The organism is Ochrobactrum sp. P6BSIII (genome assembly GCF_014138065.1).
In the GTDB taxonomy this organism is placed as follows: domain Bacteria; phylum Pseudomonadota; class Alphaproteobacteria; order Rhizobiales; family Rhizobiaceae; genus Brucella.
In genome coordinates this window covers 146,566-166,447 of the sequence record NZ_JACGXB010000012.1, presented here as the reverse complement: position 1 = coordinate 166,447, position 19,882 = coordinate 146,566, and the positions used below count along the sequence as shown (strand labels likewise).

Below are 19,882 nucleotides of genomic sequence, written 5' to 3'. Positions count from 1 at the left end.
CGATTTAGAGTTTAAGTACATAACGCCCCTATGTGCGAGTGGTGAAGTCACGTTGAAAAGTATCGCTACAATGTTGAAAAAAGTAAGTGTCTATTTTTAGACCAAGTGAATGCCGTGATCTTTATAAAATTTTAAACCAGATCGCAAAAATTGCCATATATGCCAATGGCCTTTTTTTGCCGCGTGGCCGCCCATATGGACGATTTCGACGCTGGGAACGTACGCTATCTTTGTGATGCGGCTTGTTCTCACGGACAAATCGAAATCCTCGAAATAGAGGAAATACCCGGGATCAAAACCACCCGTCTTCACGAGTACATCACGACGAAACAGCATAAAGCACCCGCTCACGATCGGTGGATTCCAAAATAAATCGTTCTGGGTTTCCATGCGCATCTCGTAGCGCTGCAATCTGTTATCGAAAAAACTCTGAATGCTTTTCGGCGCAAAACCACGGAGCAGGAGATCAAAAACCGCAGGGTAACGTTTGCACAGATACTGACGTTTGCCGTCTGGCCAGAAGGCGCGCGGTGAAAGCAGTCCACAATCGGGGTGTGTCTGCATGAAGTCGATGGCATTGCGTAGGGCTAGATGGTCCATCTGAATGTCGGGATTAAGGATGAGATGAAACTCGCCCATATCCGATAGAGCCAGATTGTGCGCGCGACCGAAGCCGACATTACCTTGCCCATGAAAAACACGCGTCGGCCAGCCTGGGAGCTGCTCTTCAACAATTGCAGAGACGCTATCTTGGCTCGAATTGTCGATGATAGTGATAACAACGGATGTTGGATCGAAGGGGGCTAAAGCATCTGCAAGCGCTGCAAGCGTGGCGCGAAACTCGTTTAAATCCGGGTTGAATGTCACGATTGAAATCGTGAGCATCTGGGTTTTATTCAAGTCTTGCCGGGCAGCGGTTTCTATCAAGGCGTTACTTTCGACCCATTCGGTTGATGACGCCGTGCCACAGACCCAGCGTCATCATTTTCGCGTGGCGCATTCCATGCGGGACAAAAAAGGTGAAAAAGAGATACTGGCGAATTAGGCGCCAGAGAAGCACAATTTTCCACGAAAAAGACAGCCATGGCCGGCGGCAAAGCCAGACGGCATTGCGGAAATGATAGTAATGTCTGAGAGGGCTATGAACGGGGATACGTCGACCACGGAACTTTATCCACTGGTCTCCAAGCGTGTGTTCCATTTTGGCATCGAAAACGCCGAAACAGTAGTAGCCTTTTTCGCGTGCGCGCAAACCCCATTCGATATCGACGTAATCGATGAACATGCCTTCGTCCATGAGGCCGACGGCGTCGAAGCTTTCTATCGGCGTTAGGCAGCCGGAGGCGATGAGGAAGTCGGTTTCCACAAACGCATCAAGGGGCTGCCGTTCGCGACGCTTCAGCTTCAGCCCATCCAGATATACGAAGGCTGCGGCCTCTCCTTGCCGGACATCGATGTAAGACGGTCCGACACCCGCTACGCGAATGCCTTTTGCAGCCAGTGTTTTCGCCACGTTCACAAGCTCGGCCACCATGTTCTGGGCAGGAATGCTGTCTTGATCAAGAAGAAGTACGTAGTCAGAGCCAATTGCTTTGGCGCGTTCGATGCCGACATTTTGCGCCTTTGCGATGCCGAAATTCTCACCGAGTGAAACCAGTTCAATGTCGGGCTGATCTTTCAAAATGAGCGCGAGATTGTCGTCGGATCCGTTGTCTACGACAATGAGGTGGCCTAATTGAGGAGTGACAGCGCCGATTAACTTCTTTAACGCTTCGATATCGGGATTGAATGTGACAATAATCCCGGTCACTCGAGTTGTAGTATTATCGCATTTTTGACAATCAATAATCATGAATGTTGTTCGTTCGTCGCTCGCTATTCAAGGCAGCATAATGGTTCGGTATTCCAAAAAAAACTTGCCTACAAGCTTCTTTGCGTATTCCGTCGCCAAATCATGGTCAAAGTGCTAGGGCAATAGCCAGCATTCCAATGTTGTTAAGGGAAGTTACATGAAGGGCATTATTCTGGCCGGAGGAAGCGGCACACGGCTATATCCTCTCACAATAGCCGTTTCTAAACAAATCCTTCCGATCTACGACAAGCCAATGATCTATTATCCGCTGAGCGTTCTCATGCTCGCGGGGATTCAGGATATTCTGATCATCTCAACACCGCAGGATCTGCCGCTTTTCCAGAAGCTCTTGGGCGATGGCAGCGAGTTCGGCGTGAACTTCTCCTATGCCGAACAGCCGCATCCTAACGGTCTGGCCGAAGCCTTCATCATCGGACGCGAGTTCATCGGCAATGACAGTGTCGCGATGATTCTCGGCGATAATATCTATTTCGGTGATGGCCTGTCCAAGCTCTGCGAGATTTCGGCAACCGCGACCAAGGGCGGCACCGTCTTCGCCTATCACGTCGATGACCCTGAGCGCTATGGCGTCGTGGATTTCGATAAGGCGACGGGCAAGGCCCTTTCGATTGAAGAAAAGCCTGCAAAGCCGAAGTCGCACTGGGCGGTTACCGGGCTTTATTTCTACGACAATCAGGTTGTCGATATCGCCCGTTCGATCAAGCCGTCAGAACGCGGTGAGCTGGAGATCACGACGGTCAATAATATCTATCTCGAGCGCGGTGAACTGAATGTGCAGCAGCTCGGACGCGGATATGCCTGGCTTGACACCGGCACGCATGACAGTCTGCACGAAGCATCGTCGTTCGTGCGCACCATCGAGAAGCGCCAGGGAATCAAGATTGCCTGCCCCGAGGAAATCGGCCTGGAAAAGGGCTGGATTTCGGGCGACGCCGTGTTGGAACGCGCTGGCAAACTGGGTAAAACCGAATATGCGGCCTATTTGCGCCGCCGTGTAAACGAACTGGGAAATCAATAATGGAAGTCCGCTCGCTTGGTCTTGATGGAGTGTTCGAAATCATCCCGCGTAAATTCGGTGATGATCGCGGCTTCTTCTCGGAAACCTACAATGCCAAGTCATTTGCCGAGGCCGGGATTGATCTGCAATTTGTGCAGGACAACCACTCTTTTTCGGCAGCGAAGGGCGTGGTTCGTGGTCTTCACTACCAGTTGCCGACGCGTGCGCAGGACAAGCTTGTCCGTGTGATTCGCGGGGCGATCCTGGACGTCGCTGTCGATATCCGCAAAAGCTCGCCGACATTCGGTAAGTGGGTCGCGCTGGAAGTTTCCGCCGAAAAGTGGAACCAGATTCTGGTGCCCAAGGGCTTCGCGCATGGTTTCATGACGCTCGTTGAGAACACCGAGGTCATCTACAAGGTTACGGATTACTATTCGCCGGAGCATGATCGCTCGATCCGCTTCGACGACCCGGCTATCGGTATTGAATGGCCGCTTCCTTCTTCGGGCGTCCAGCTTTCCGACAAGGATCAGAAAGCGCCGCTTTTCGCCGATGCAGAAGTTTTTGCTTGAGGAATGATATGAATATTCTCGTCACTGGCGGTGCAGGCTTCATCGGTTCGGCTGTATGCCGTCATCTGGCTGCCGATCCGAAGGTCAATGTTCTCAATCTCGACAAGCTGACCTATGCGGGCAATCTCGCATCGCTGCGTCAGATCGAAAACCATCCGAACTATAGTTTCCTGCAGGCCGATATCTGCGACGACAATCTCATTCTCGATACGCTGCGTTCGAATGATGTCGATATCGTCATGCATCTGGCCGCTGAAAGCCATGTCGACCGTTCCATTGATGGCCCGGCGGCGTTCATCGAAACCAATATCATCGGTACGTTCCGCCTGCTCAATGCGGCTCTCGCCTATTGGCGCGAACTGCCGGAACCGCGCAAGTCGAACTTCCGCTTCCACCACATCTCGACCGATGAAGTGTTCGGCGACTTGCCGTTCGACAGCGGCATTTTCACGGAAGAAACGCCCTATAAGCCGTCGTCGCCCTATTCGGCATCGAAGGCTTCCTCCGATCATCTGGTCCGCGCATGGCACGAAACCTATGGTTTGCCGGTGGTTCTCTCGAATTGCTCGAACAATTACGGGCCATTCCATTTCCCGGAAAAGCTCATTCCGCTTGTCATTTTGAACGCGCTCGATGAAAAGCCGCTGCCGGTTTACGGGGCAGGGGCGAATGTGCGCGACTGGCTCTATGTCGAAGATCACGCCCGCGCGCTGGCTTTGGTGGCGACGACCGGTAAAATCGGCGAAAGCTACAATATTGGCGGACGCTCGGAACGCACCAATCTCAATGTCGTGGAAACGATCTGCGCCATTCTCGACAAGAAGCGTCCGCGCGCCAATGGCAAGAAATACGGTAACCTGATTACATTTGTAACGGATCGCCCGGGTCATGATCGCCGTTACGCCATTGATGCCTCGAAGATCGAGCGTGACCTTGGATGGACCCCGCAAGAAACCTTCGAAACCGGCCTTGAGAAGACCATTCAATGGTATCTCGACAATGGCTGGTGGTGGGAGCCGATCCGCAGCGGCACTTATGCCGGTGAGCGTCTGGGCGGCGGTCAAGCCAAAGCAGGTGCGACCAAAGCAGGTGCGACCAAAGCAGGTGCAGTATGAAGATCGTCGTCACCGGGCGGGAAGGGCAGGTCGTTCAGAGCCTTCTGGAAAAGGCCGCAGAGCGCCCGGATCTTGAAGTGATTGCGTTGGGACGGCCGGAACTTGATCTGACCAACCCCGAAACGATCCGCAAGGCGATTGTCGATGCCAAGCCGGATGCCGTCGTTTCGGCTGCTGCCTATACGGCTGTGGATCAGGCTGAGGATGAGCCGGAAATCGCCTTGGCGGTGAATGCGGCTGGTGCTGCTGCCGTCGCCGAAGCTGCGAAGGCATGCGGTGCGCCCGTCATTCATCTGTCGACGGATTATGTTTTCGCCGGCGATAGCGATAGGCCCTATGTGGAGACTGATCCAACTGGCCCTCGCAGTGTCTATGGCAGTTCCAAGCTTGAAGGCGAAAGGCTGGTTGCCGGGGCTAATCCGCAGCATATCATCCTGCGCACGGCCTGGGTTTACAGCCCGTTTGGCAAGAATTTCGTCAAGACGATGCTGCGCCTTGCTGAAACCCGCGACGGCCTGTCGGTTGTGTCCGACCAGTGGGGCAATCCGACTTCCGCGCTCGATATTGCTGAAGCGGTCATCCGCGTGGCGGATCATCTGGCGGCAAAGCCGGATTTTGCTGGCTATGGCGTCTATCATCTTGTTGGTACGGGCGACATCAACTGGAGCGGTTTTGCGCGCGGGATTTTCGCTGAAAGCGCGAAACATGACGGCCCGACCGCAGAAGTGACGGATATTGCCACCGCAGACTATCCCACAAAGGCGGCGCGCCCTGCCAATTCGCGCCTTTCCACGGAGAAGTTCAGCACAACATTTGGCTGGTCCATGCCGCATTGGCAGGCTTCGCTGGCGGATGTCGTGGCGCGTCTGTCGTAATCAATTAAGTCTGAATTTGAGAAACGCGGTGCGGTTGATGTCCGTCACCGCGTTTTTTGCTTTGCGCAAATATGTTCCCTGCCTTATGCCTTAAACACTGACTGAACTGTTAGTGCACAATCACCCGAAAGGTGAAAGCTTTTCGGGCGCGACAGTGTGGTTTGAGTTCAGTGATAGGCATGCGGTCTGGAGTGCCGCGTACAACACCGGTGAGGAGCATTAAACGTGAGCAGCAATGAAACTTTTGCCTCGGGAACATTTGTCGGGCGAGCATGGAGCCCGACGGCCAAGGGGCCGGTTCTGGTGACTTTGCGCGAAGGGCGCGTCATCGACATTACCACCAAAGCTGCACCGACAATGCGCGACCTGCTTGAACTTGACGATGCGCTGGCTCATGTACGCGCAACCGCCGGACAGGATATCGGTTCGCTCGAAACGCTTTTTGCAGGCAAACCCGGCAATGACAGCACCCTGCACCTTCTGGCGCCGAACGATCTGCAGTCGATCAAGGCTTGCGGCGTGACCTTCGCCCGCTCCATGATCGAACGCGTGATCGAGGAACGCGCTGCCGGCAATCCCGATCTTGCTTTGAAAATCCGCGAACGCGTGGGTGCAATCATTGGCGACAGCCTGCGCAACCTCAAGGCAGGCTCGGAAGAGGCGGCCCGGGTCAAGGCGGCACTGATCGAAGAAGGCGTCTGGTCGCAGTATCTCGAAGTCGGTATCGGCCCCGATGCGGAAGTCTTCACCAAGAGCCAGCCCATGTCGGCGGTCGGCCATGGCGCCGAGGTTGGCCTGCATCCGATTTCCACCTGGAACAATCCCGAGCCGGAAGTGGTGCTGGCGGTCAACAGCCAGGGCCAGGTCAAGGGCGCGACGCTTGGCAATGACGTGAACCTGCGTGACGTTGAAGGCCGTTCAGCCCTGCTGCTCGGCAAGGCCAAGGACAACAATGCGTCCTGTTCGGTTGGCCCGTTCATCCGCCTGTTCGACGAAACCTATTCGATGGAAGATGTGCGCTCGGCGGAACTGGCGCTGAAGGTCGAAGGACCGGATGGCTATGTTCTCAACGGCCGCAGCACCATGAAGGAAATCAGCCGTGATCCGCTGGATCTGGTTGCGCAGACCATCGGCAAGCACCATCAGTATCCAGATGGTTTCGTGCTGTTCATGGGAACTTTGTTTGCGCCGGTCGAAGACCGTGACACGCCGGGGCAGGGCTTTACGCACAAGATCGGCGATGTGGTCACCATCTCCAACCCGCAGCTTGGAGCGCTGACCAACACTGTGCGCTTGTCGACTGAATGCAGCCCGTGGCGGTTCGGCTCGTCGCATCTGATGCGCAATCTCGCATCGCGCGGCCTGATTTGATTTTATCGATATGCGCGGCGGGTAAGACGCCGCGCATATAGCCCTTAGTAAGGGCTGTCGACCTTGCCCATCTCAACATAGACGGTCTTGATCTGGCTGTAATGCGCAAGGGCTGCAACGCCGTTTTCGCGCCCGATTCCGGATTGCTTGTAACCGCCGAACGGCACTTCCACCGGCGTCAGATTATAGGCATTGATCCAGCAGGTGCCTGCCTTGATCTGGCCGATAACGCGGTGACCGCGCGCGATGTCGGCGGTGAATACGCCTGCCGCCAGACCGAATTCGGTATCATTGGCCCGTGCGATGACTTCATCCTCATCCGAAAATTCCAGAACGCTCATCACGGGTCCGAAGATCTCTTCGCGAGCGATGGTCATGGCGTCGGTCACGTCAGTAAAGACGGTCGGTTCGATGAAGTAACCCTTGTCGAAGCCCTGTAGCTTGGGAATGCCACCGCCGCAGGCAAGCGTTGCACCTTCGGCCTTGCCCTTTTCGATATAGGAAAGAACCTTGTCGCGTTGGGCGCTGTTGACGAGTGGCCCCATCTGGGTGGCCTCATCCAGCGGGTCACCGATACGAATCTTGCGGGTGCGTTCGACCAATCGTTCGACAAAACGCTCGCGGACCTTCTTATGCACGAAGACGCGGGTACCGTTGGAGCAGACCTGACCGGTCGAATAGAAATTGCCGAGCATCGCACCGCCGATGGCGCTTTCGAGATCGGCATCGTCGAACACGATTATGGGCGACTTGCCGCCCAGCTCCATCGTCACATGCTTCAGATGTTCGCCTGCCTGCGCCATAATGCGCTTGCCGGTCGGAACCGAGCCCGTGAGCGAAACCTTGGCTGTCTGGCGATGGTTGACGAGGGCCGCACCCACATCACCGAAACCCTGAACGACATTGAAGAGGCCGTCGGGCAGCCCAGCTTCCTGATAGGCTTCCGCCAGAGCAAGGGCCGAGAGCGGCGTATTCTCTGAAGGCTTGAAGATGAAGGCGTTGCCCATGGCGAGCGCCGGAGCGGATTTCCATGCGGCGATCTGGATCGGGTAGTTCCAAGCGCCGATGCCAACGCAGATGCCCAGCGCTTCGCGGCGGGTATAGGCGAAGGAACCGCCCAGTTCCACGAATTCACCGTTGAAGCCGGAAATGATGCCGCCGAAGAACTCCAGGGCATCGGCAGCAGAGGCTGCATCCGCAACCAGCGTTTCCTGAAGCGCCTTGCCGGTATCGAGCGTTTCGAGCTTGGAGAGCTTCTTGTTCTTCTCGCGCAGGATTTCGGCGGTGCGGCGCAGAATGCGGCCCCGTTCGACAGGCTTCAGCGCCGCCCATGCTTCCTGCGCCTTCATCGCCGCCGCATAGGCAGCTTCGATCACGCTTGGCGTGGCGGAATAAAGCTTGGCAATTTCTTCGCCGGTCGCCGGATAAATGACGGGAAGCGGCTTGCCAGCCTTGTCTTCCACAAACGAGCCGCCAATGAAGTGCGAGGCTTTGGGTTGTGCTTTCATGGTGTATTCCTTCGAAACTAGGGCAGTAAGGCAGTATGTTTTAAGAGCAGGGAACACGACCTAACATATTGCCCTATTGCCTTACTGCCTTATTGCCCTGGACCGCCTCAGCGGTCCGAAACCTGCCAGCGCGGATTGATCCACGGCTCCTGATTGGAGCGTGCAAGCGGTGTGCGGCCAAGGATATGATCGGACGCCTTTTCGCCGACCATGATCGATGGCCCGTTGAGATTGCCATTTGGGATACGCGGGAAGATGGATGAATCCGCCACGCGCAAGCCATCGACGCCGATCACCCGGCATTCAGGATCAACCACCGCAAACGGATCGTCAACCGCGCCCATCTTGACTGTTCCGCACGGATGGAACGCGCTTTCGACATGCTCGCGGATGAAATTGTCGATTTCATCATCGGTCTGCACTTTCGCACCGGGCTGGATTTCCGCGCCGCGGTAGGGGTCGAAGGCCGCTTGCCCGAAGATCTCGCGGGTCAGCCGCACGCAGTGGCGGAAATCCGCCCAGTCGTCTTCATGAGACATATAGTTGAATTTGATGACAGGCTTTTCACGAGGATTGGCCGTGCGCAATGTCACGCTGCCACGCGACTTGGAACGCATCGGGCCGACATGGGCTTGAAACCCGTGGGATTGTGCTGCCGCCTTGCCGTCATAGCGGATCGCCACCGGCAGGAAGTGGTACTGAATATCAGGATATTCTACGCCCGCTTTCGAGCGCACGAAGGCTGCGGATTCGAAATGGTTGGTCGCGCCGTCACCGGTTTTGAAGAACAGCCATTCGGCCCCGATCTTTGCTTTCGAAAACAGGTTCAGCTTGGAATAAAGCGTGATGGGTTGGGTGCATTCCTGCTGGATATAGACTTCCAGATGGTCCTGAAGGTTCTGGCCCACGCCGGGACGATCAGCCACCACTTCAATCCCGTGCTCCTTGAGATGCGCCGCCGGGCCAATGCCGGACAACATCAACAGCTTCGGCGAGTTGATCGAGGAAGCAGCAATAATGACCTCGCGACGCGCGCGAATGGTCGAGAAGCTGCGCCCCGATTCGATCTCCACACCGACAGCACGTTTGCCTTCAAGGACGATCTTGCGCGCCAGCCCTTTGACGAGCTGCACATTCGGGCGTTTCAGGGCCGGTTTCAGATAGGCATTGGCGGCGGACCAACGACGACCATTATAGATCGTCTGCTCCATGGGGCCGAAGCCTTCCTGCTTCTCGCCGTTATAATCTTGGGTCACTTCGAACCCGGCTTCATGGCCTGCTTCGACGAAGGCGTGAAACAGCGGATTGTCGCGCTTGCCCCGCTGGACATGCAACGGCCCGTTGGTTCCGCGCCAGCCTTCCTGCCCACCTTGCGCGTTTTCCATGCGCTTGAAATAGGGGAGCACATCGGCATAGGCCCAGCCTTGCGCGCCGCTTTCCGACCAGAAGTCGTAATCGCGCGCATGGCCGCGCACATAGACCATGCCGTTGATCGAGGACGAGCCGCCAAGCACCTTGCCACGTGGCGTGACAAGGCTGCGCCCGCCAATATGCGGTTCAGGCTCGGTGGAAAAACCCCAGTCGTAGGTTTCCATATTCATCGGAAAGGAGAGGGCGGCGGGCATCTGGATCAAAGGTCCGACATCCGGCACGCCATATTCAATGACGATCACCGAATAACGCCCGTCTTCCGACAGGCGATAGGCCATGGCCGAACCGGCGGAGCCTGAGCCGATGATGACGAAATCCGCTTCCATACTCATGTCTCCACCGAAAGCTGAATAGAAATATAATCTTCCACCAATGTGACGGCGGATTGGGCATCGGGCGCGTCAGCGCCGAGCGCATGGCGAATGTAAAGCCCGTCGATCATCGCGCCCGCACCTTCGGCGATGCGGTGTGCCCGATCCCGCCCCGTGAGCTGCTCCAGCGCAAAGACCAGATTGGAATGCAGGCGGCGCGCATAAATGCGCAAAAGCCGCCGCGTGTCCTCCGACTGCTGGGCGTGGACATAGAAAGTCAGCCAGGCGGCGATGGTTTCCTGCGTGAACTGCGAGGCCGAAAAATTGACGGCGATGATGGCCGCGATCCGCTCGCGCGGCGTCTCGGTCTGCTTCACCGCCTCATTGAGATCATGACCCAGTTCACGCAGCAAATGGCGCATCGTGGCAAGAATGAGCTTGTCCTTGCCGCCGAAATAATGATGCGCCAGCGCAGGCGAGACACCCGCTTCATGGGCGATCTGCGCAACGGTCACGTCCAGCGAACCGCGCTGTCCGATGGTGCGTATCGCAGCGTCAATCAGTTCGCGCCGCCGCAAAGGTTCCATCCCGATCTTCGGCATTGTCTCAATCCCTGTCCGGTTTTCAGGTCTGTTGCTGCCATTTTATCTTTGATTGACTCATCAATCAATAAAAACTCCGGCCTGTGGGAAATGGGGTTTGAATGCTTAAGCTTGAGCGGGGAGAAGGCTTGCGGGGGCGCTATGTGCCGCTTACATTCATCAAATGAGCAGAGCTTTTACAAAAGAACAGGATGATGCGCCGACCGATCTCGGTGAACGTCCGGTCAGTCCGCACCGCAATCTCGTTACGCCGACCGGCCTGAAGATGATGGATGATGAGATTGCGCGTCTTCAGCGCGAGCTGGCGGAAGCGAACGTCGCCGCTGAGCGCTCGGCTATCGCGCGTATCTCGCGTGACCTGCGCTACTGGACGGTGCGCCGCGAAACGGCGGAGCTGTCCGTGCCGGATGCCGATAGCGACGTGGTGCGGTTTGGTATGACGGTAGAGCTGGAAAATCTGGACGACGGCCAAACCCGCATCTGGACGATTGTCGGCGAAGACGAAGCCGACCCATCGAACGGAAAGATTTCGCATGTCGCGCCGGTCGCCATCATGCTGTTCGGCAAACCGGCTGGTGATGTGTTGAAGATTAACGGCAAGGATTGGGAAATCGTGTCGCTGAAAGCCCAGGCTTAGCCTTCCAGCGCCACGCTATGATCGCGGAAGAATGCAGCAGCACCGCTTTCGTCGATTTCACTGGTTGACACCATTAGAACCAGTTGAATCACATCTTCTTGCTCGGCCTCAAGGCTGTAGCCGTTGAAATAGAGAAACAAGTCCGCTGCGGCGAGGCCTGTTCGTTTGTTGCCGTCTATAAACGGATGATTTTTCAGTAAGCCAAACAGATATGCCGCTGCCAGATCGAAGAGATCGGGCGTGCCATAGGCTTCTTTTTGAAGTGGACGGGCGAGTGCAGAATCCAGCAAGCCAGAATCCCGTATGCCCGCCGCACCGCCATGCAAGCGCAGCTGCTCCTGATGCAGCGCCTCGATAAAAGACCGCGAATGAAAATCAATCATTTCGCGAGGACGCGATAGGCCGTTTCGTACTTCTTCATCCGCTCGCGTGCGACCTGCATCTTTTTCTCAAAGACATCCGGATCATCTGCGCTGCGCGTCAGTTTCAGACCGTTCTCGTCTTCGATCAGAACGAGCGTATCTCCCGCTCTCAAATTAAGCCGGTCGAGTACTTCCTTGGGCAGGATCACGCCTTCGGAATTGCCGATCTTGCGCAAAGTGACGTTCATGGCTTTTCTCCTATGTTATAACCAATGATATAACATGGTTGCGCCCTTGTCGAGCTGGCCGCTTACAGCCACCCCTTGCGGCGGAAATAATAGAGCGGCAACAGGGCCGAGGCGATCATCAGTCCGAGCGCCATCGGATAGCCCCAGGGCGACGTCAGTTCCGGCATGAAGGAAAAGTTCATGCCGTAGATGGAAGCCACCAGCGTTGGCGGCATGAAGCCCACGGCGGCCACCGAGAAGATCTTGATGATGGCGTTCTGCTCCACGGAAATCAGTCCGACGATGGTGTCGAGCAGGAAGGTGACTTTGTTGGATAGAAAATCCACATAGGCGGTCAGCGATTGCATGTCGCGCTCAAGCGACTTGATCCAGGAGCGCGTTTCCTTCTTGCCGGTGGCGGGATTGCTGGTCGCTGATAGATAGACCAGCATGCGGCTGATGCCTGCAAGACTTTCACGCATGCGCGACAGAAACGTTCCCTGACCACCGATCTGGGTCAGGATGTGCCGGAAATCCTGCGTCGTCATCGGCCGTGCCTTTGGCTGGCGGCGATAGATGGAATGCGATGCGGCGTCGATTTTACCTGCCACGCCTTCCAGAATATCCGCCAGGCGGTTGGTGGTGGCTTCGGTGATGCCGAGCATGATCGAAAGCCCGGTGCATTTGGCGGAAATCAGCCCGTTGCCCGGCTTGGTGGAACGCAGAATATAGGTCGTGAAGGATTTGGGGTCCGCATAGCGCACAGTGATCAGGCGCGAACCGTGCAGAATAAACGTCACCGGCGCGAGTTCGCGATGGTCGAGATCGACCGCATGCAGAATAGGCACGGTGAGATACTGCGCGCCATTCTCCATATAGAAGCGGCTGGATTCCTCGATTTCCGTCATGTCTTCACGAGTGGGTATGGAGATACCCGTCCACGCTTCGACAATGTGATCTTCATTGACGCCGGGTGTTGAGAGGTCGATCCAGATCACGTTGTCCGGCAATGGCGTGCCCGGTTCGACTTCCGTTTTTTCGAGATGGTCACCGGAAAGGCTATAGAGCGTGATCATGCTGGCACCTGCTGGCTGCGTATGAAAATCCAATCTGCGCGAGAATTCTTAGAGCATTTTGAAGCCAATTGAAAACATTTGCCTGCACACAAATGTGGGATTGGCGCCGGACTGTGGCTTTCACAGCAGCAGGATATCCCCGTCTGTTGACAGTTCCATCCGCCTCCTCTAATTCATCAAGTCATCCGATGAATTTGGAGCGCCTATGAAGACGGTTTCCCGCAAAAGCCTGACGGAAGCGGCGACGCAATCCATTCGTTCCGAAATCACCTCGGGGCGCTGGGCTGTGGGCGAGCAATTGCCGAATGAAGCCCAGCTTTCGGCGCGGCTTGGCGTCAGTCGCGGCACGGTGCGCGAGGCCGTCAGGGCGCTGGTGGCGCAAGGCATGCTGGAGACGCGCCAAGGCTCGGGCACCTATGTCCGCTCGAAGACGGACACGGCGCGCAGCCTCAATCGCATACGCCATACGAGCCTGCGCGACAGGCTTGAAATGCGCGCTGCGCTGGAAGTGGAGGCCGCACGCCTTGCCGCGCAGCGCGTCACGCCGCAGACGATTGCTCATCTCGAAGCCGTGCTGACCACACGGGGATTGCGCGAAGATACCGACCGGACGACATTCGTTGAGCGCGATTTTGCATTTCATGAAGCCATCGCTGCCGCTTCCGGCAATCATGCGCTGATTGAGGTCTATGGCTTCTTTTCTGCGTCGATCCGCGAATCCATTGAAGCCACGCTTGATGGCGAGTTGCCGGAGCCGGACTTTGAGGCGCATCGGCAGATCATCGAAGCCATTGCCACCGGCGACCCGGACAAGGCCAGCGCGACGGTTCGTCGTTTTCTGGCGCCCCTGATTGAAGAACTGGAAAGGTTGCTCGCATCATGAGCCGCATAAACGCCGTGCCGCCCACAGCACGGGAGGAACACACCATGACATCTCAGGCAGAGCAGCCAGAACCGCTTGTCGACGCTGAAGCGGATAGTGTGCCGCCGCCATCCGTGCCGCAAACGCCGAGCAAGGCCACGCGCATCCTGCTGGGGTTGAGTCTTGTGCTCATTGCCGCCAATTTGCGTCCGGTTTTTTCCAGCGTTTCGGTGCTTCTGCCGGAAATCATCGATGGTACCGGCATGTCATCGCTCGCCGCAGGCGTGCTGACCACATTGCCGGTTGTCTGCCTTGGCGCATTTGCTCCCTTCGCGCCGCGTCTCGCACAACGTTTCGGCGCTGAGCGCGTACTTCTGGCGGTGCTCGTGGTCTTGACCATCGGTACGGCGCTGCGTGGTGTCGGATCTTTCTGGTCGCTCTATATGGGCGCGACACTTGCCGGCGCGGCGATTGCCATGGGCAATGTGCTGCTGCCGGGTGTGGTGAAACGGGACTTTCCAAAAACCGCCGCGATCATGACCGGCCTTTACACTATGGCGCTTTGCGGCGGGGCGGCTTCCGCGGCTGGCTTCACGATCCCCATCAAGAACATGCTCGGCGGTTCGTGGAATCTTGCTCTGGCGTTCTGGGCGGTTCCGGCTGTGCTGGTGCTCGTGCTATGGCTGCCGCAGGCGCTGCGCAGCAAGCACAATGTCGCGCATTCGGGTTTCCGCGTCGTCGGTCTGTGGAACGACGCGCTTGCCTGGCAGGTGACGCTGTTCATGGGGCTGCAATCGTCGACGGCCTATATCGTATTCGGCTGGCTCGCGCCAATCCTGCGTGAACGGGGCATGAGCCCGGCTGCGGCGGGCGGTCTGGTGTCGTTTTCGATCATGGCGCAGGTCGTGACATGCCTGTTGATACCGTCGATTGCCGTGCGTCAGAAAAGCCAGAGCTTCATCAATGTGTTCCTCTGCGCCTGCGCATCGCTTGCGCTGATCGGCTTTCTCTATCTGCCGGAATGGAGTTTCTGGCTTCTGGCCATCATTCAGGGGATCGGGCAGGGTGGGTTGATCGCTGCTGCTATGATGGTGATCGTGCTGCGGTCGCCGGATTCGCACACGGCGGCGCATCTGTCCGGTATGGCGCAATGCGTCGGCTATATTCTCGCGGCAATCGGCCCGCTGCTGGTTGGCGTGATTCACAGTGCCACGGGGAGCTTCGCCGCCTGCGGTCTGTTCTTTGTGATTCTTTGGATCGGGGCCAGCATCAATGGCTGGCTGTCGGGGCGCGCCCTCCATGTCGGGGCGAGAACCATACACAAAGACGCATAGAGCGCATCCCGAAAAGTGTGAAACGTCTCCGCAGGAAAATCAGTCCACTGGACTGATTTCTGATCCTGCTTCGATCAGAAAAGATGCGCGTTAAAACAAAGAATTAGAGCGCCGATCTGATCCAATCAGATCGAAACGCGCTCTAAACAAAAACCCCGGCCGTCGAGCCGGGGTCTTTCGTTGCGAAATGTATTCGCTCAGATGAACTGACCGAGACCCGGGATCGAGCCGATCACGGCATCGACCGGTGCGTCGCCAGCCTTTTCCTTGGCGAAACGGATGGTTTCCTTGGCAACGCCGGAAATTTCACCCATGCCGAGGCCAGCGCCCATGAGCTGCGAGCCGAGGCCCATCACGCCGCCCATCAGGTTGGAAAGGAAACCGCCGCCCTTGACCTGTGCAACGGCTTCGGCAGCACCCGGGATAGCGGCGAGAAGCTGCTGAACCTGATCCGCCGGACCTTCTTTCTGAAGGAATGCGAGGATCATGCCGACAGACTTTTCCGCCGTCGCGGCATCGATGCCGACATTCGAGGTGATACGTGCGATCAGTTCTTCCATGGAAACTCTCCCAAAAATCTTACGTTTACGTAATATGCATTCTCGCTATCGCTTTGCAAGCAGGTCCGGATCAAAATTATAGGGAATTTTTTCAGCGCTTATGACAGCAAAAATGGTTCTCTATCCGCAGCGTGGGCTTTATCGTTGTCGCATGACGGGACGGCGGCTATATCTGACAAGAGTGCGGCTCTGGATGTGCCGGTCGAAATAAGGAGCAAATCGCCTGATGACTGCTGACGACGCTATTTTTCTTGGCGCAAGCCGCAAGCCTGACGATTCCTACCAGCAGCCGGAATATCTGGCGCTGAAATATGGCAACAGGCACGGTCTGGTCACCGGCGCGACGGGTACGGGTAAGACCGTGACCCTTCAGGTGCTGGCGGAGAGTTTTTCCGCTGCTGGCGTTCCGGTCTTCTGCGCAGACATCAAGGGCGATCTATCCGGCATTGCCGCAATTGGCCTCGAGAATGACGGCCTGACCAAGCGGGCCGAGGAAATCAAGCTCGATCCTTATCAGCTGCGCGCATCGCCGGTTATTTTCTGGGATATTTTTGGCGAGCAGGGCCACCCGGTTCGCGCCACCATTTCGGAAATGGGGCCGTTGCTGCTGTCGCGTCTCATGAACCTGACGGAAGCGCAGGAAGGCGTGTTGAACATCGCATTCCGCCTGTCCGACGAAGAGGGGCTTTTGCTGCTTGATCTCAAGGATCTTCAGGCAATCCTCAAGGAAATGGCGGAGCGTTCCGCCGAGCTTTCGGGTAAATACGGCAACGTCAACAAGGCGTCGGTCGGCGCAGTGCAGCGGTCGTTGCTGGTGCTGGAACAACAGGGCGGCGCGAAGTTCTTCGGCGAACCGGCTTTGACCATTGCCGACCTGATGCGCACGACGACGGACGGGCGCGGTGTGGTCAGCGTGCTTGCCGCCGACAAGCTGATGATGAGCCCGCGTCTTTATTCGACTTTCCTGCTCTGGCTGATGTCGGAACTGTTCGAGGCGCTGCCGGAAGTGGGCGACCCGGACAAGCCGAAGCTCGTCTTCTTCTTCGATGAAGCGCATCTTCTGTTTGATGAAGCGCCCAAGGCGCTGGTCGATCGTGTCGAACAGGTTGTTCGCCTCATCCGTTCCAAGGGCGTTGGCGTCTATTTCGTCACGCAGAACCCACTCGATGTGCCGGAAACCGTTCTGGCGCAGCTCGGCAATCGCGTGCAGCATGCTCTGCGCGCCTATACGCCGCGCGAGACCAATGCGGTGAAAACCGCCGCCGATACGTTCCGTCCCAATCCAGACTTCAAGACGTTCGATGCAATCACCAATCTGGCGACAGGTGAGGCGTTGGTCTCGACCTTGCAGGCCAAAGGCGTGCCGTCCATGGTGCAGCGGACATTGATCCGCCCGCCATCGTCACGCATCGGCCCGCTGACGCCGGAAGAGCGCGCCAAGATCATTGCCGCAAGCCCGGTCTCTGGCCAGTATGATACAGTTGTGGATCGCGACTCCGCATTCGAAATGCTGGCGCGCAAGGCGCAGAATGCAACGGCAGAGCAGCAGAAGACCAAGCAGGAGGAAGAAGGCGGCGGCGGTATGCTGGGCGATCTCCTCGGCACGGCACTCGGTACTGGCAAGCGCTCCAGTCGTCAGACCGTCGCGGAAACGGCCATGAAGTCCGTCGTGCGCTCGGTTGGCAATTCGCTGGGTCGCGCATTGGTGCGTGGCATTCTCGGCAGTTTCAAGAAATAAGGGAGTAGGGGAATAGGGGAGTAAGGCAGTAGTGCTGCTCCCCATTCCTTCGCGCTGGTGTTCCGAAAGAGCCGAGCGAATCCACCCAATAATGGGTTATTCGACATTGCTAATGTCGATTTACGGCAGAGATTTTTCTGCCTAATGTCCGCCTGCCCAATCTTGGGCGGGGCGGGATAACACTATGAAACTATTGAAAATTGCAGGCATGGCGTCAGCCGTGCTGCTGACGCTTGCCGGCGTTTCGAAGGCCGATGATCTGGTCTTCAAGCTGAAGAACGGCACCAATTCCACATTGACCCATTTTTATACGTCGCCGGTTGGCGTCAACAATTGGGAAGGTGAGGTTTTCGGCGATCAGGTTCTGGAGCCGGGCGAAACCATCGAAATCACCATCGCTGACGGTCGCCGCGTTTGCAAATACGACATGCGGTTCGAATTTCAGGATAGTGACGACCTCGACACCACCACCGACACGCAAGATTTGTGCGAACTCGGTTCCTATACGATCGAGGAATAGTTTAATTTAGGCGGGGGCGCCGCGGCTGGGTCGAAAGACCCAGCCGCTTTTTTATGTGTCGAAGAGTTTTTTGGCCGCGCCGTGCATGCCCTTGCTGATCGCCGCAAATTTGAGTGCTTGCCACTGGCGGTAATCCTGCACGAGCGTGGCGGAGATCCAGCAATCGCCGCGATTGCCGGGGCGTTCCCAGCCGATCAGCCCGGCATCGCGCGCCCGCGCCAGAATGCGCGCCGTATTGCTCTGCGACATGCGATAGCGCGTCGATATGCCGTTGGAAGTGACTTTGCCGATCCACGCCCGGTCGCCGGAGAATGTCCATGGCGCGCGGGATGCAACATCGTGCAAAATGTTGTTGCCGGATTCCGAATGGGTGAAATTCGCAATGCTGGGCTGCGGGCGGCACCAGTCGCTGTTGTGCAGCACATCGCGCGTCATGATCGGTTGGGCATATCTCAGCATATCGGGATGGCGGAGCATGAGTACCGCCCGGTTGCCGTTATCCATCCGGTCGATTGCGATGAGATGGGTGGTTAGCCACAGGCGGATCAGCTCTTCCGTGGTAGTGCAGGCGCGAAAGAGATTTTGCCTGCGATCCCGGGTCGGGAGCGGTTCGATGAAATTGTAGTGCCGGGTTACCTGAAGAAAGGCCAGCGTGGTGTTCTTGCTGGCAATCGGCGTCCCTTTCAGGAAGTTCAGCAGATTGGTTGGCGAGATCGCCGGATTGCGCGGATCGGTCTGATGCTCGAAATGAATGGCGAAGGTCGCCTGGCTCAAAAGCCATTTCTGCATATCTGAAAGATAACGTACCTCGCGCGGTAACTGGCCGGTAATGGCTAGAAGCTCACTGGCGGTCGTTTGCAGGCAATCGTGAAAGCGCTCGTTCCGGACAAGGTCCGCAGGATCGAATATGGCCGGTATGTCGGTATCGGTGAGAGCGACAGTTGCTGTATGCATGATGATAAACTTGCATCAGGTGGAGTTTATTGCCGCTAATATATTTCCCCGTTCTGAACAAGGTGAAAACGCGTGGGATCGCAAGTCTTTCTGGCGCAGCCTGCTTAAAAGAAAACCCCGGAGCAGCGGATGCTCCGGGGTTTTCGATAGGAATTCTCTCGTCCGTCTTCGTCTTACATGACGAGGATCGGCGACTTCGGCGGCACGCGATCATAAAGATCGATGATATCCTGATTGAGGAAGCGCACGCAGCCCGACGAAACTGCCTTGCCGATGGACCACCATTCCGGATTGCCGTGCAGGCGATAGAGCGTGTCCTTGCCGTCCTGGAAGATATAGAGCGCACGGGCGCCGAGCGGATTCTTGAGGCCTGGAGCCATGCCGCCATTGGCAGCGCTGTACTGGACCAGTTCCGGCTGGCGGGCGACCATTTCATCCGGCGGCGTCCAGCGCGGCCACTGGCGCTTGTACTGGATCACAGCGCGACCGGACCATGCAAAGCCTTCGCGGCCGATGCCGACGCCATAGCGCAGCGCCTGGCCGTTATCGAGCACGAGATAGCAGAAGCGGTTGGCAGTATCGATGACCAGAGTGCCGGGCGTTTCGCCGGTAGGGTCCTGCACGACCTGACGCAGATAGCGCTTGTCCATCTTCTGGATCGGAATTGCCGGAAGCTGAAAGCCGCCGTCATTGACGGAGGCATACATCTGCTCCCAGCCGCCATAGGACGAATCCACATTGGCCTGGGGCGTCCTGTTGATCGGGTTGCCGGACGCATCGACATCGATGATGGGAACATTCTGTCCCAACTGGGCGCAACCGGCGAGACCGGCAGCCGCAGTGGCAGTCATTGCCGTCAGGAAAGAGCGGCGGGTGAGGGTCGTTTGCATAAGAAAACCAGACTAGTGACGGGAGGGTTATGAATACAACAATCAGGGTTAACGAAGTGCGACCAAA

21 protein-coding genes are annotated in these 19,882 nt (G+C 56.9%); 10 read left to right on the top strand and 11 right to left on the bottom strand.

Annotated elements, in window-relative coordinates; genetic code table 11:
• Positions 1 to 96 precede the first annotated feature (96 nt).
• Together FHW00_RS17610 and FHW00_RS17605 are read right to left on the bottom strand one after the other, a co-directional pair.
• Entirely contained in the window at positions 97 to 927 is an 831-nt protein-coding gene (locus FHW00_RS17610; protein ID WP_445557976.1) for a glycosyltransferase, read from the bottom strand.
• Positions 928 to 931: 4 nt separating this feature from the next.
• A complete protein-coding gene (locus FHW00_RS17605) occupies positions 932 to 1,852 on the bottom strand; it encodes a glycosyltransferase family 2 protein (protein WP_210276575.1) in 921 nt (306 codons plus the stop codon).
• A 157-nt stretch (positions 1,853 to 2,009) separates the two neighbouring features.
• On the opposite strand from FHW00_RS17605, the gene rfbA reads away from it, so the two are divergent.
• From rfbA to FHW00_RS17580, 5 genes are all read left to right on the top strand, one after another.
• Entirely contained in the window at positions 2,010 to 2,891 is an 882-nt protein-coding gene (gene rfbA / locus FHW00_RS17600; RefSeq protein ID WP_078340208.1) for a glucose-1-phosphate thymidylyltransferase RfbA, read from the top strand.
• On the top strand, positions 2,891 to 3,442 hold the full coding sequence (rfbC, locus tag FHW00_RS17595; protein WP_171058808.1) for a dTDP-4-dehydrorhamnose 3,5-epimerase: 552 nt from the start codon (positions 2,891 to 2,893) through the stop codon (positions 3,440 to 3,442). Before rfbA ends, rfbC begins: the two co-directional genes overlap by 1 nt.
• 8 nt (positions 3,443 to 3,450) lie before the next feature.
• On the top strand, positions 3,451 to 4,557 hold the full coding sequence (rfbB, locus tag FHW00_RS17590; RefSeq protein WP_078340206.1) for a dTDP-glucose 4,6-dehydratase: 1,107 nt from the start codon (positions 3,451 to 3,453) through the stop codon (positions 4,555 to 4,557).
• Entirely contained in the window at positions 4,554 to 5,432 is an 879-nt protein-coding gene (gene rfbD, locus FHW00_RS17585) for a dTDP-4-dehydrorhamnose reductase (protein ID WP_078340205.1), read from the top strand. The genes rfbB and rfbD overlap by 4 nt, the downstream gene beginning before the upstream one ends.
• 225 nt (positions 5,433 to 5,657) lie before the next feature.
• Entirely contained in the window at positions 5,658 to 6,803 is a 1,146-nt protein-coding gene (locus tag FHW00_RS17580; protein ID WP_078340204.1) for a fumarylacetoacetate hydrolase family protein, read from the top strand.
• A gap of 44 nt (positions 6,804 to 6,847) precedes the next feature.
• Here the strand turns inward: FHW00_RS17580 and betB are convergent, their stop codons facing one another.
• The 3 genes from betB to betI form a co-directional block, all read right to left on the bottom strand.
• Entirely contained in the window at positions 6,848 to 8,311 is a 1,464-nt protein-coding gene (gene betB / locus FHW00_RS17575; protein ID WP_078340203.1) for a betaine-aldehyde dehydrogenase, read from the bottom strand.
• A 107-nt stretch (positions 8,312 to 8,418) separates the two neighbouring features.
• Positions 8,419 to 10,068 carry a choline dehydrogenase gene (gene betA, locus FHW00_RS17570; RefSeq protein ID WP_078340202.1) on the bottom strand — a complete coding sequence of 550 codons (1,650 nt, stop codon included), beginning with the start codon at positions 10,066 to 10,068 and terminating at the stop codon, positions 8,419 to 8,421.
• Between the two features lie 2 nt (positions 10,069 to 10,070).
• Positions 10,071 to 10,655 (bottom strand): transcriptional regulator BetI, encoded by a 585-nt coding sequence (gene betI / locus FHW00_RS17565; protein ID WP_078340201.1) that lies wholly within the window; start codon positions 10,653 to 10,655, stop codon positions 10,071 to 10,073.
• 163 nt (positions 10,656 to 10,818) lie between these two features.
• Between betI and FHW00_RS17560 the strand changes: the two genes are divergently transcribed.
• Positions 10,819 to 11,292 carry a GreA/GreB family elongation factor gene (locus FHW00_RS17560; protein ID WP_078340200.1) on the top strand — a complete coding sequence of 158 codons (474 nt, stop codon included), beginning with the start codon at positions 10,819 to 10,821 and terminating at the stop codon, positions 11,290 to 11,292.
• On the opposite strand, the gene FHW00_RS17555 is transcribed toward FHW00_RS17560, so the two are convergent.
• The 3 genes from FHW00_RS17555 to FHW00_RS17545 form a co-directional block, all read right to left on the bottom strand.
• Positions 11,289 to 11,675 carry a type II toxin-antitoxin system death-on-curing family toxin gene (locus FHW00_RS17555; RefSeq protein ID WP_078340199.1) on the bottom strand — a complete coding sequence of 129 codons (387 nt, stop codon included), beginning with the start codon at positions 11,673 to 11,675 and terminating at the stop codon, positions 11,289 to 11,291. The two genes, FHW00_RS17560 and FHW00_RS17555, sit on opposite strands and share 4 nt — an antisense overlap.
• Positions 11,672 to 11,902: an AbrB/MazE/SpoVT family DNA-binding domain-containing protein gene (locus FHW00_RS17550; RefSeq protein WP_078340198.1), complete on the bottom strand. Its 231-nt coding sequence runs from the start codon at positions 11,900 to 11,902 to the stop codon at positions 11,672 to 11,674. Before FHW00_RS17550 ends, FHW00_RS17555 begins: the two co-directional genes overlap by 4 nt.
• A 62-nt stretch (positions 11,903 to 11,964) precedes the next feature.
• A complete protein-coding gene (locus FHW00_RS17545) occupies positions 11,965 to 12,957 on the bottom strand; it encodes a magnesium transporter CorA family protein (RefSeq protein ID WP_078340219.1) in 993 nt (330 codons plus the stop codon).
• 205 nt (positions 12,958 to 13,162) lie between these two features.
• Between FHW00_RS17545 and FHW00_RS17540 the strand changes: the two genes are divergently transcribed.
• Both FHW00_RS17540 and FHW00_RS17535 read left to right on the top strand, forming a co-directional pair.
• The gene (locus FHW00_RS17540) at positions 13,163 to 13,840 is read left to right on the top strand and encodes a FadR/GntR family transcriptional regulator (protein ID WP_078340197.1); all 678 of its coding nucleotides are present in this window, start codon (positions 13,163 to 13,165) and stop codon (positions 13,838 to 13,840) included.
• Between the two features lie 44 nt (positions 13,841 to 13,884).
• Complete coding sequence (locus FHW00_RS17535; RefSeq protein ID WP_440630486.1) at positions 13,885 to 15,153, top strand: CynX/NimT family MFS transporter; 1,269 nt, start codon at positions 13,885 to 13,887, stop codon at positions 15,151 to 15,153.
• Between the two features lie 197 nt (positions 15,154 to 15,350).
• Here FHW00_RS17535 and FHW00_RS17530 read toward each other — a convergent pair whose 3' ends face one another.
• Complete coding sequence (locus FHW00_RS17530) at positions 15,351 to 15,713, bottom strand: hypothetical protein (RefSeq protein WP_078340195.1); 363 nt, start codon at positions 15,711 to 15,713, stop codon at positions 15,351 to 15,353.
• A 226-nt stretch (positions 15,714 to 15,939) separates the two neighbouring features.
• Between FHW00_RS17530 and FHW00_RS17525 the strand changes: the two genes are divergently transcribed.
• Complete coding sequence (locus FHW00_RS17525) at positions 15,940 to 17,451, top strand: helicase HerA-like C-terminal domain-containing protein (RefSeq protein ID WP_078340194.1); 1,512 nt, start codon at positions 15,940 to 15,942, stop codon at positions 17,449 to 17,451.
• A 208-nt stretch (positions 17,452 to 17,659) separates the two neighbouring features.
• Positions 17,660 to 17,971: a hypothetical protein gene (locus FHW00_RS17520; protein WP_374843842.1), complete on the top strand. Its 312-nt coding sequence runs from the start codon at positions 17,660 to 17,662 to the stop codon at positions 17,969 to 17,971.
• A gap of 51 nt (positions 17,972 to 18,022) precedes the next feature.
• Here the strand turns inward: FHW00_RS17520 and FHW00_RS17515 are convergent, their stop codons facing one another.
• Complete coding sequence (locus FHW00_RS17515) at positions 18,023 to 18,925, bottom strand: hypothetical protein (protein WP_078340192.1); 903 nt, start codon at positions 18,923 to 18,925, stop codon at positions 18,023 to 18,025.
• A 173-nt stretch (positions 18,926 to 19,098) separates the two neighbouring features.
• On the bottom strand, positions 19,099 to 19,815 hold the full coding sequence (locus tag FHW00_RS17510) for a L,D-transpeptidase (RefSeq protein WP_078340191.1): 717 nt from the start codon (positions 19,813 to 19,815) through the stop codon (positions 19,099 to 19,101).
• Positions 19,816 to 19,882: the final 67 nt, after the last annotated feature.

Coding starts and splice junctions, on each gene's coding strand:
- betI (WP_078340201.1), bottom strand. CDS start 10,655: ATGCCGAAGATCGGGATGGAACCTTTGCGGCGGCGCGAACTGATTGAC.
- FHW00_RS17555 (WP_078340199.1), bottom strand. CDS start 11,675: ATGATTGATTTTCATTCGCGGTCTTTTATCGAGGCGCTGCATCAGGAG.
- FHW00_RS17550 (WP_078340198.1), bottom strand. CDS start 11,902: ATGAACGTCACTTTGCGCAAGATCGGCAATTCCGAAGGCGTGATCCTG.
- FHW00_RS17545 (WP_078340219.1), bottom strand. CDS start 12,957: ATGATCACGCTCTATAGCCTTTCCGGTGACCATCTCGAAAAAACGGAA.
- rfbD (WP_078340205.1), top strand. CDS start 4,554: ATGAAGATCGTCGTCACCGGGCGGGAAGGGCAGGTCGTTCAGAGCCTT.
- FHW00_RS17515 (WP_078340192.1), bottom strand. CDS start 18,925: ATGCATACAGCAACTGTCGCTCTCACCGATACCGACATACCGGCCATA.
- FHW00_RS17605 (WP_210276575.1), bottom strand. CDS start 1,852: ATGATTATTGATTGTCAAAAATGCGATAATACTACAACTCGAGTGACC.
- FHW00_RS17530 (WP_078340195.1), bottom strand. CDS start 15,713: ATGGAAGAACTGATCGCACGTATCACCTCGAATGTCGGCATCGATGCC.
- FHW00_RS17540 (WP_078340197.1), top strand. CDS start 13,163: ATGAAGACGGTTTCCCGCAAAAGCCTGACGGAAGCGGCGACGCAATCC.
- rfbC (WP_171058808.1), top strand. CDS start 2,891: ATGGAAGTCCGCTCGCTTGGTCTTGATGGAGTGTTCGAAATCATCCCG.
- betB (WP_078340203.1), bottom strand. CDS start 8,311: ATGAAAGCACAACCCAAAGCCTCGCACTTCATTGGCGGCTCGTTTGTG.
- FHW00_RS17520 (WP_374843842.1), top strand. CDS start 17,660: ATGGCGTCAGCCGTGCTGCTGACGCTTGCCGGCGTTTCGAAGGCCGAT.
- FHW00_RS17560 (WP_078340200.1), top strand. CDS start 10,819: ATGAGCAGAGCTTTTACAAAAGAACAGGATGATGCGCCGACCGATCTC.
- rfbA (WP_078340208.1), top strand. CDS start 2,010: ATGAAGGGCATTATTCTGGCCGGAGGAAGCGGCACACGGCTATATCCT.
- betA (WP_078340202.1), bottom strand. CDS start 10,068: ATGGAAGCGGATTTCGTCATCATCGGCTCAGGCTCCGCCGGTTCGGCC.
- FHW00_RS17535 (WP_440630486.1), top strand. CDS start 13,885: ATGACATCTCAGGCAGAGCAGCCAGAACCGCTTGTCGACGCTGAAGCG.
- FHW00_RS17510 (WP_078340191.1), bottom strand. CDS start 19,815: ATGCAAACGACCCTCACCCGCCGCTCTTTCCTGACGGCAATGACTGCC.
- rfbB (WP_078340206.1), top strand. CDS start 3,451: ATGAATATTCTCGTCACTGGCGGTGCAGGCTTCATCGGTTCGGCTGTA.
- FHW00_RS17525 (WP_078340194.1), top strand. CDS start 15,940: ATGACTGCTGACGACGCTATTTTTCTTGGCGCAAGCCGCAAGCCTGAC.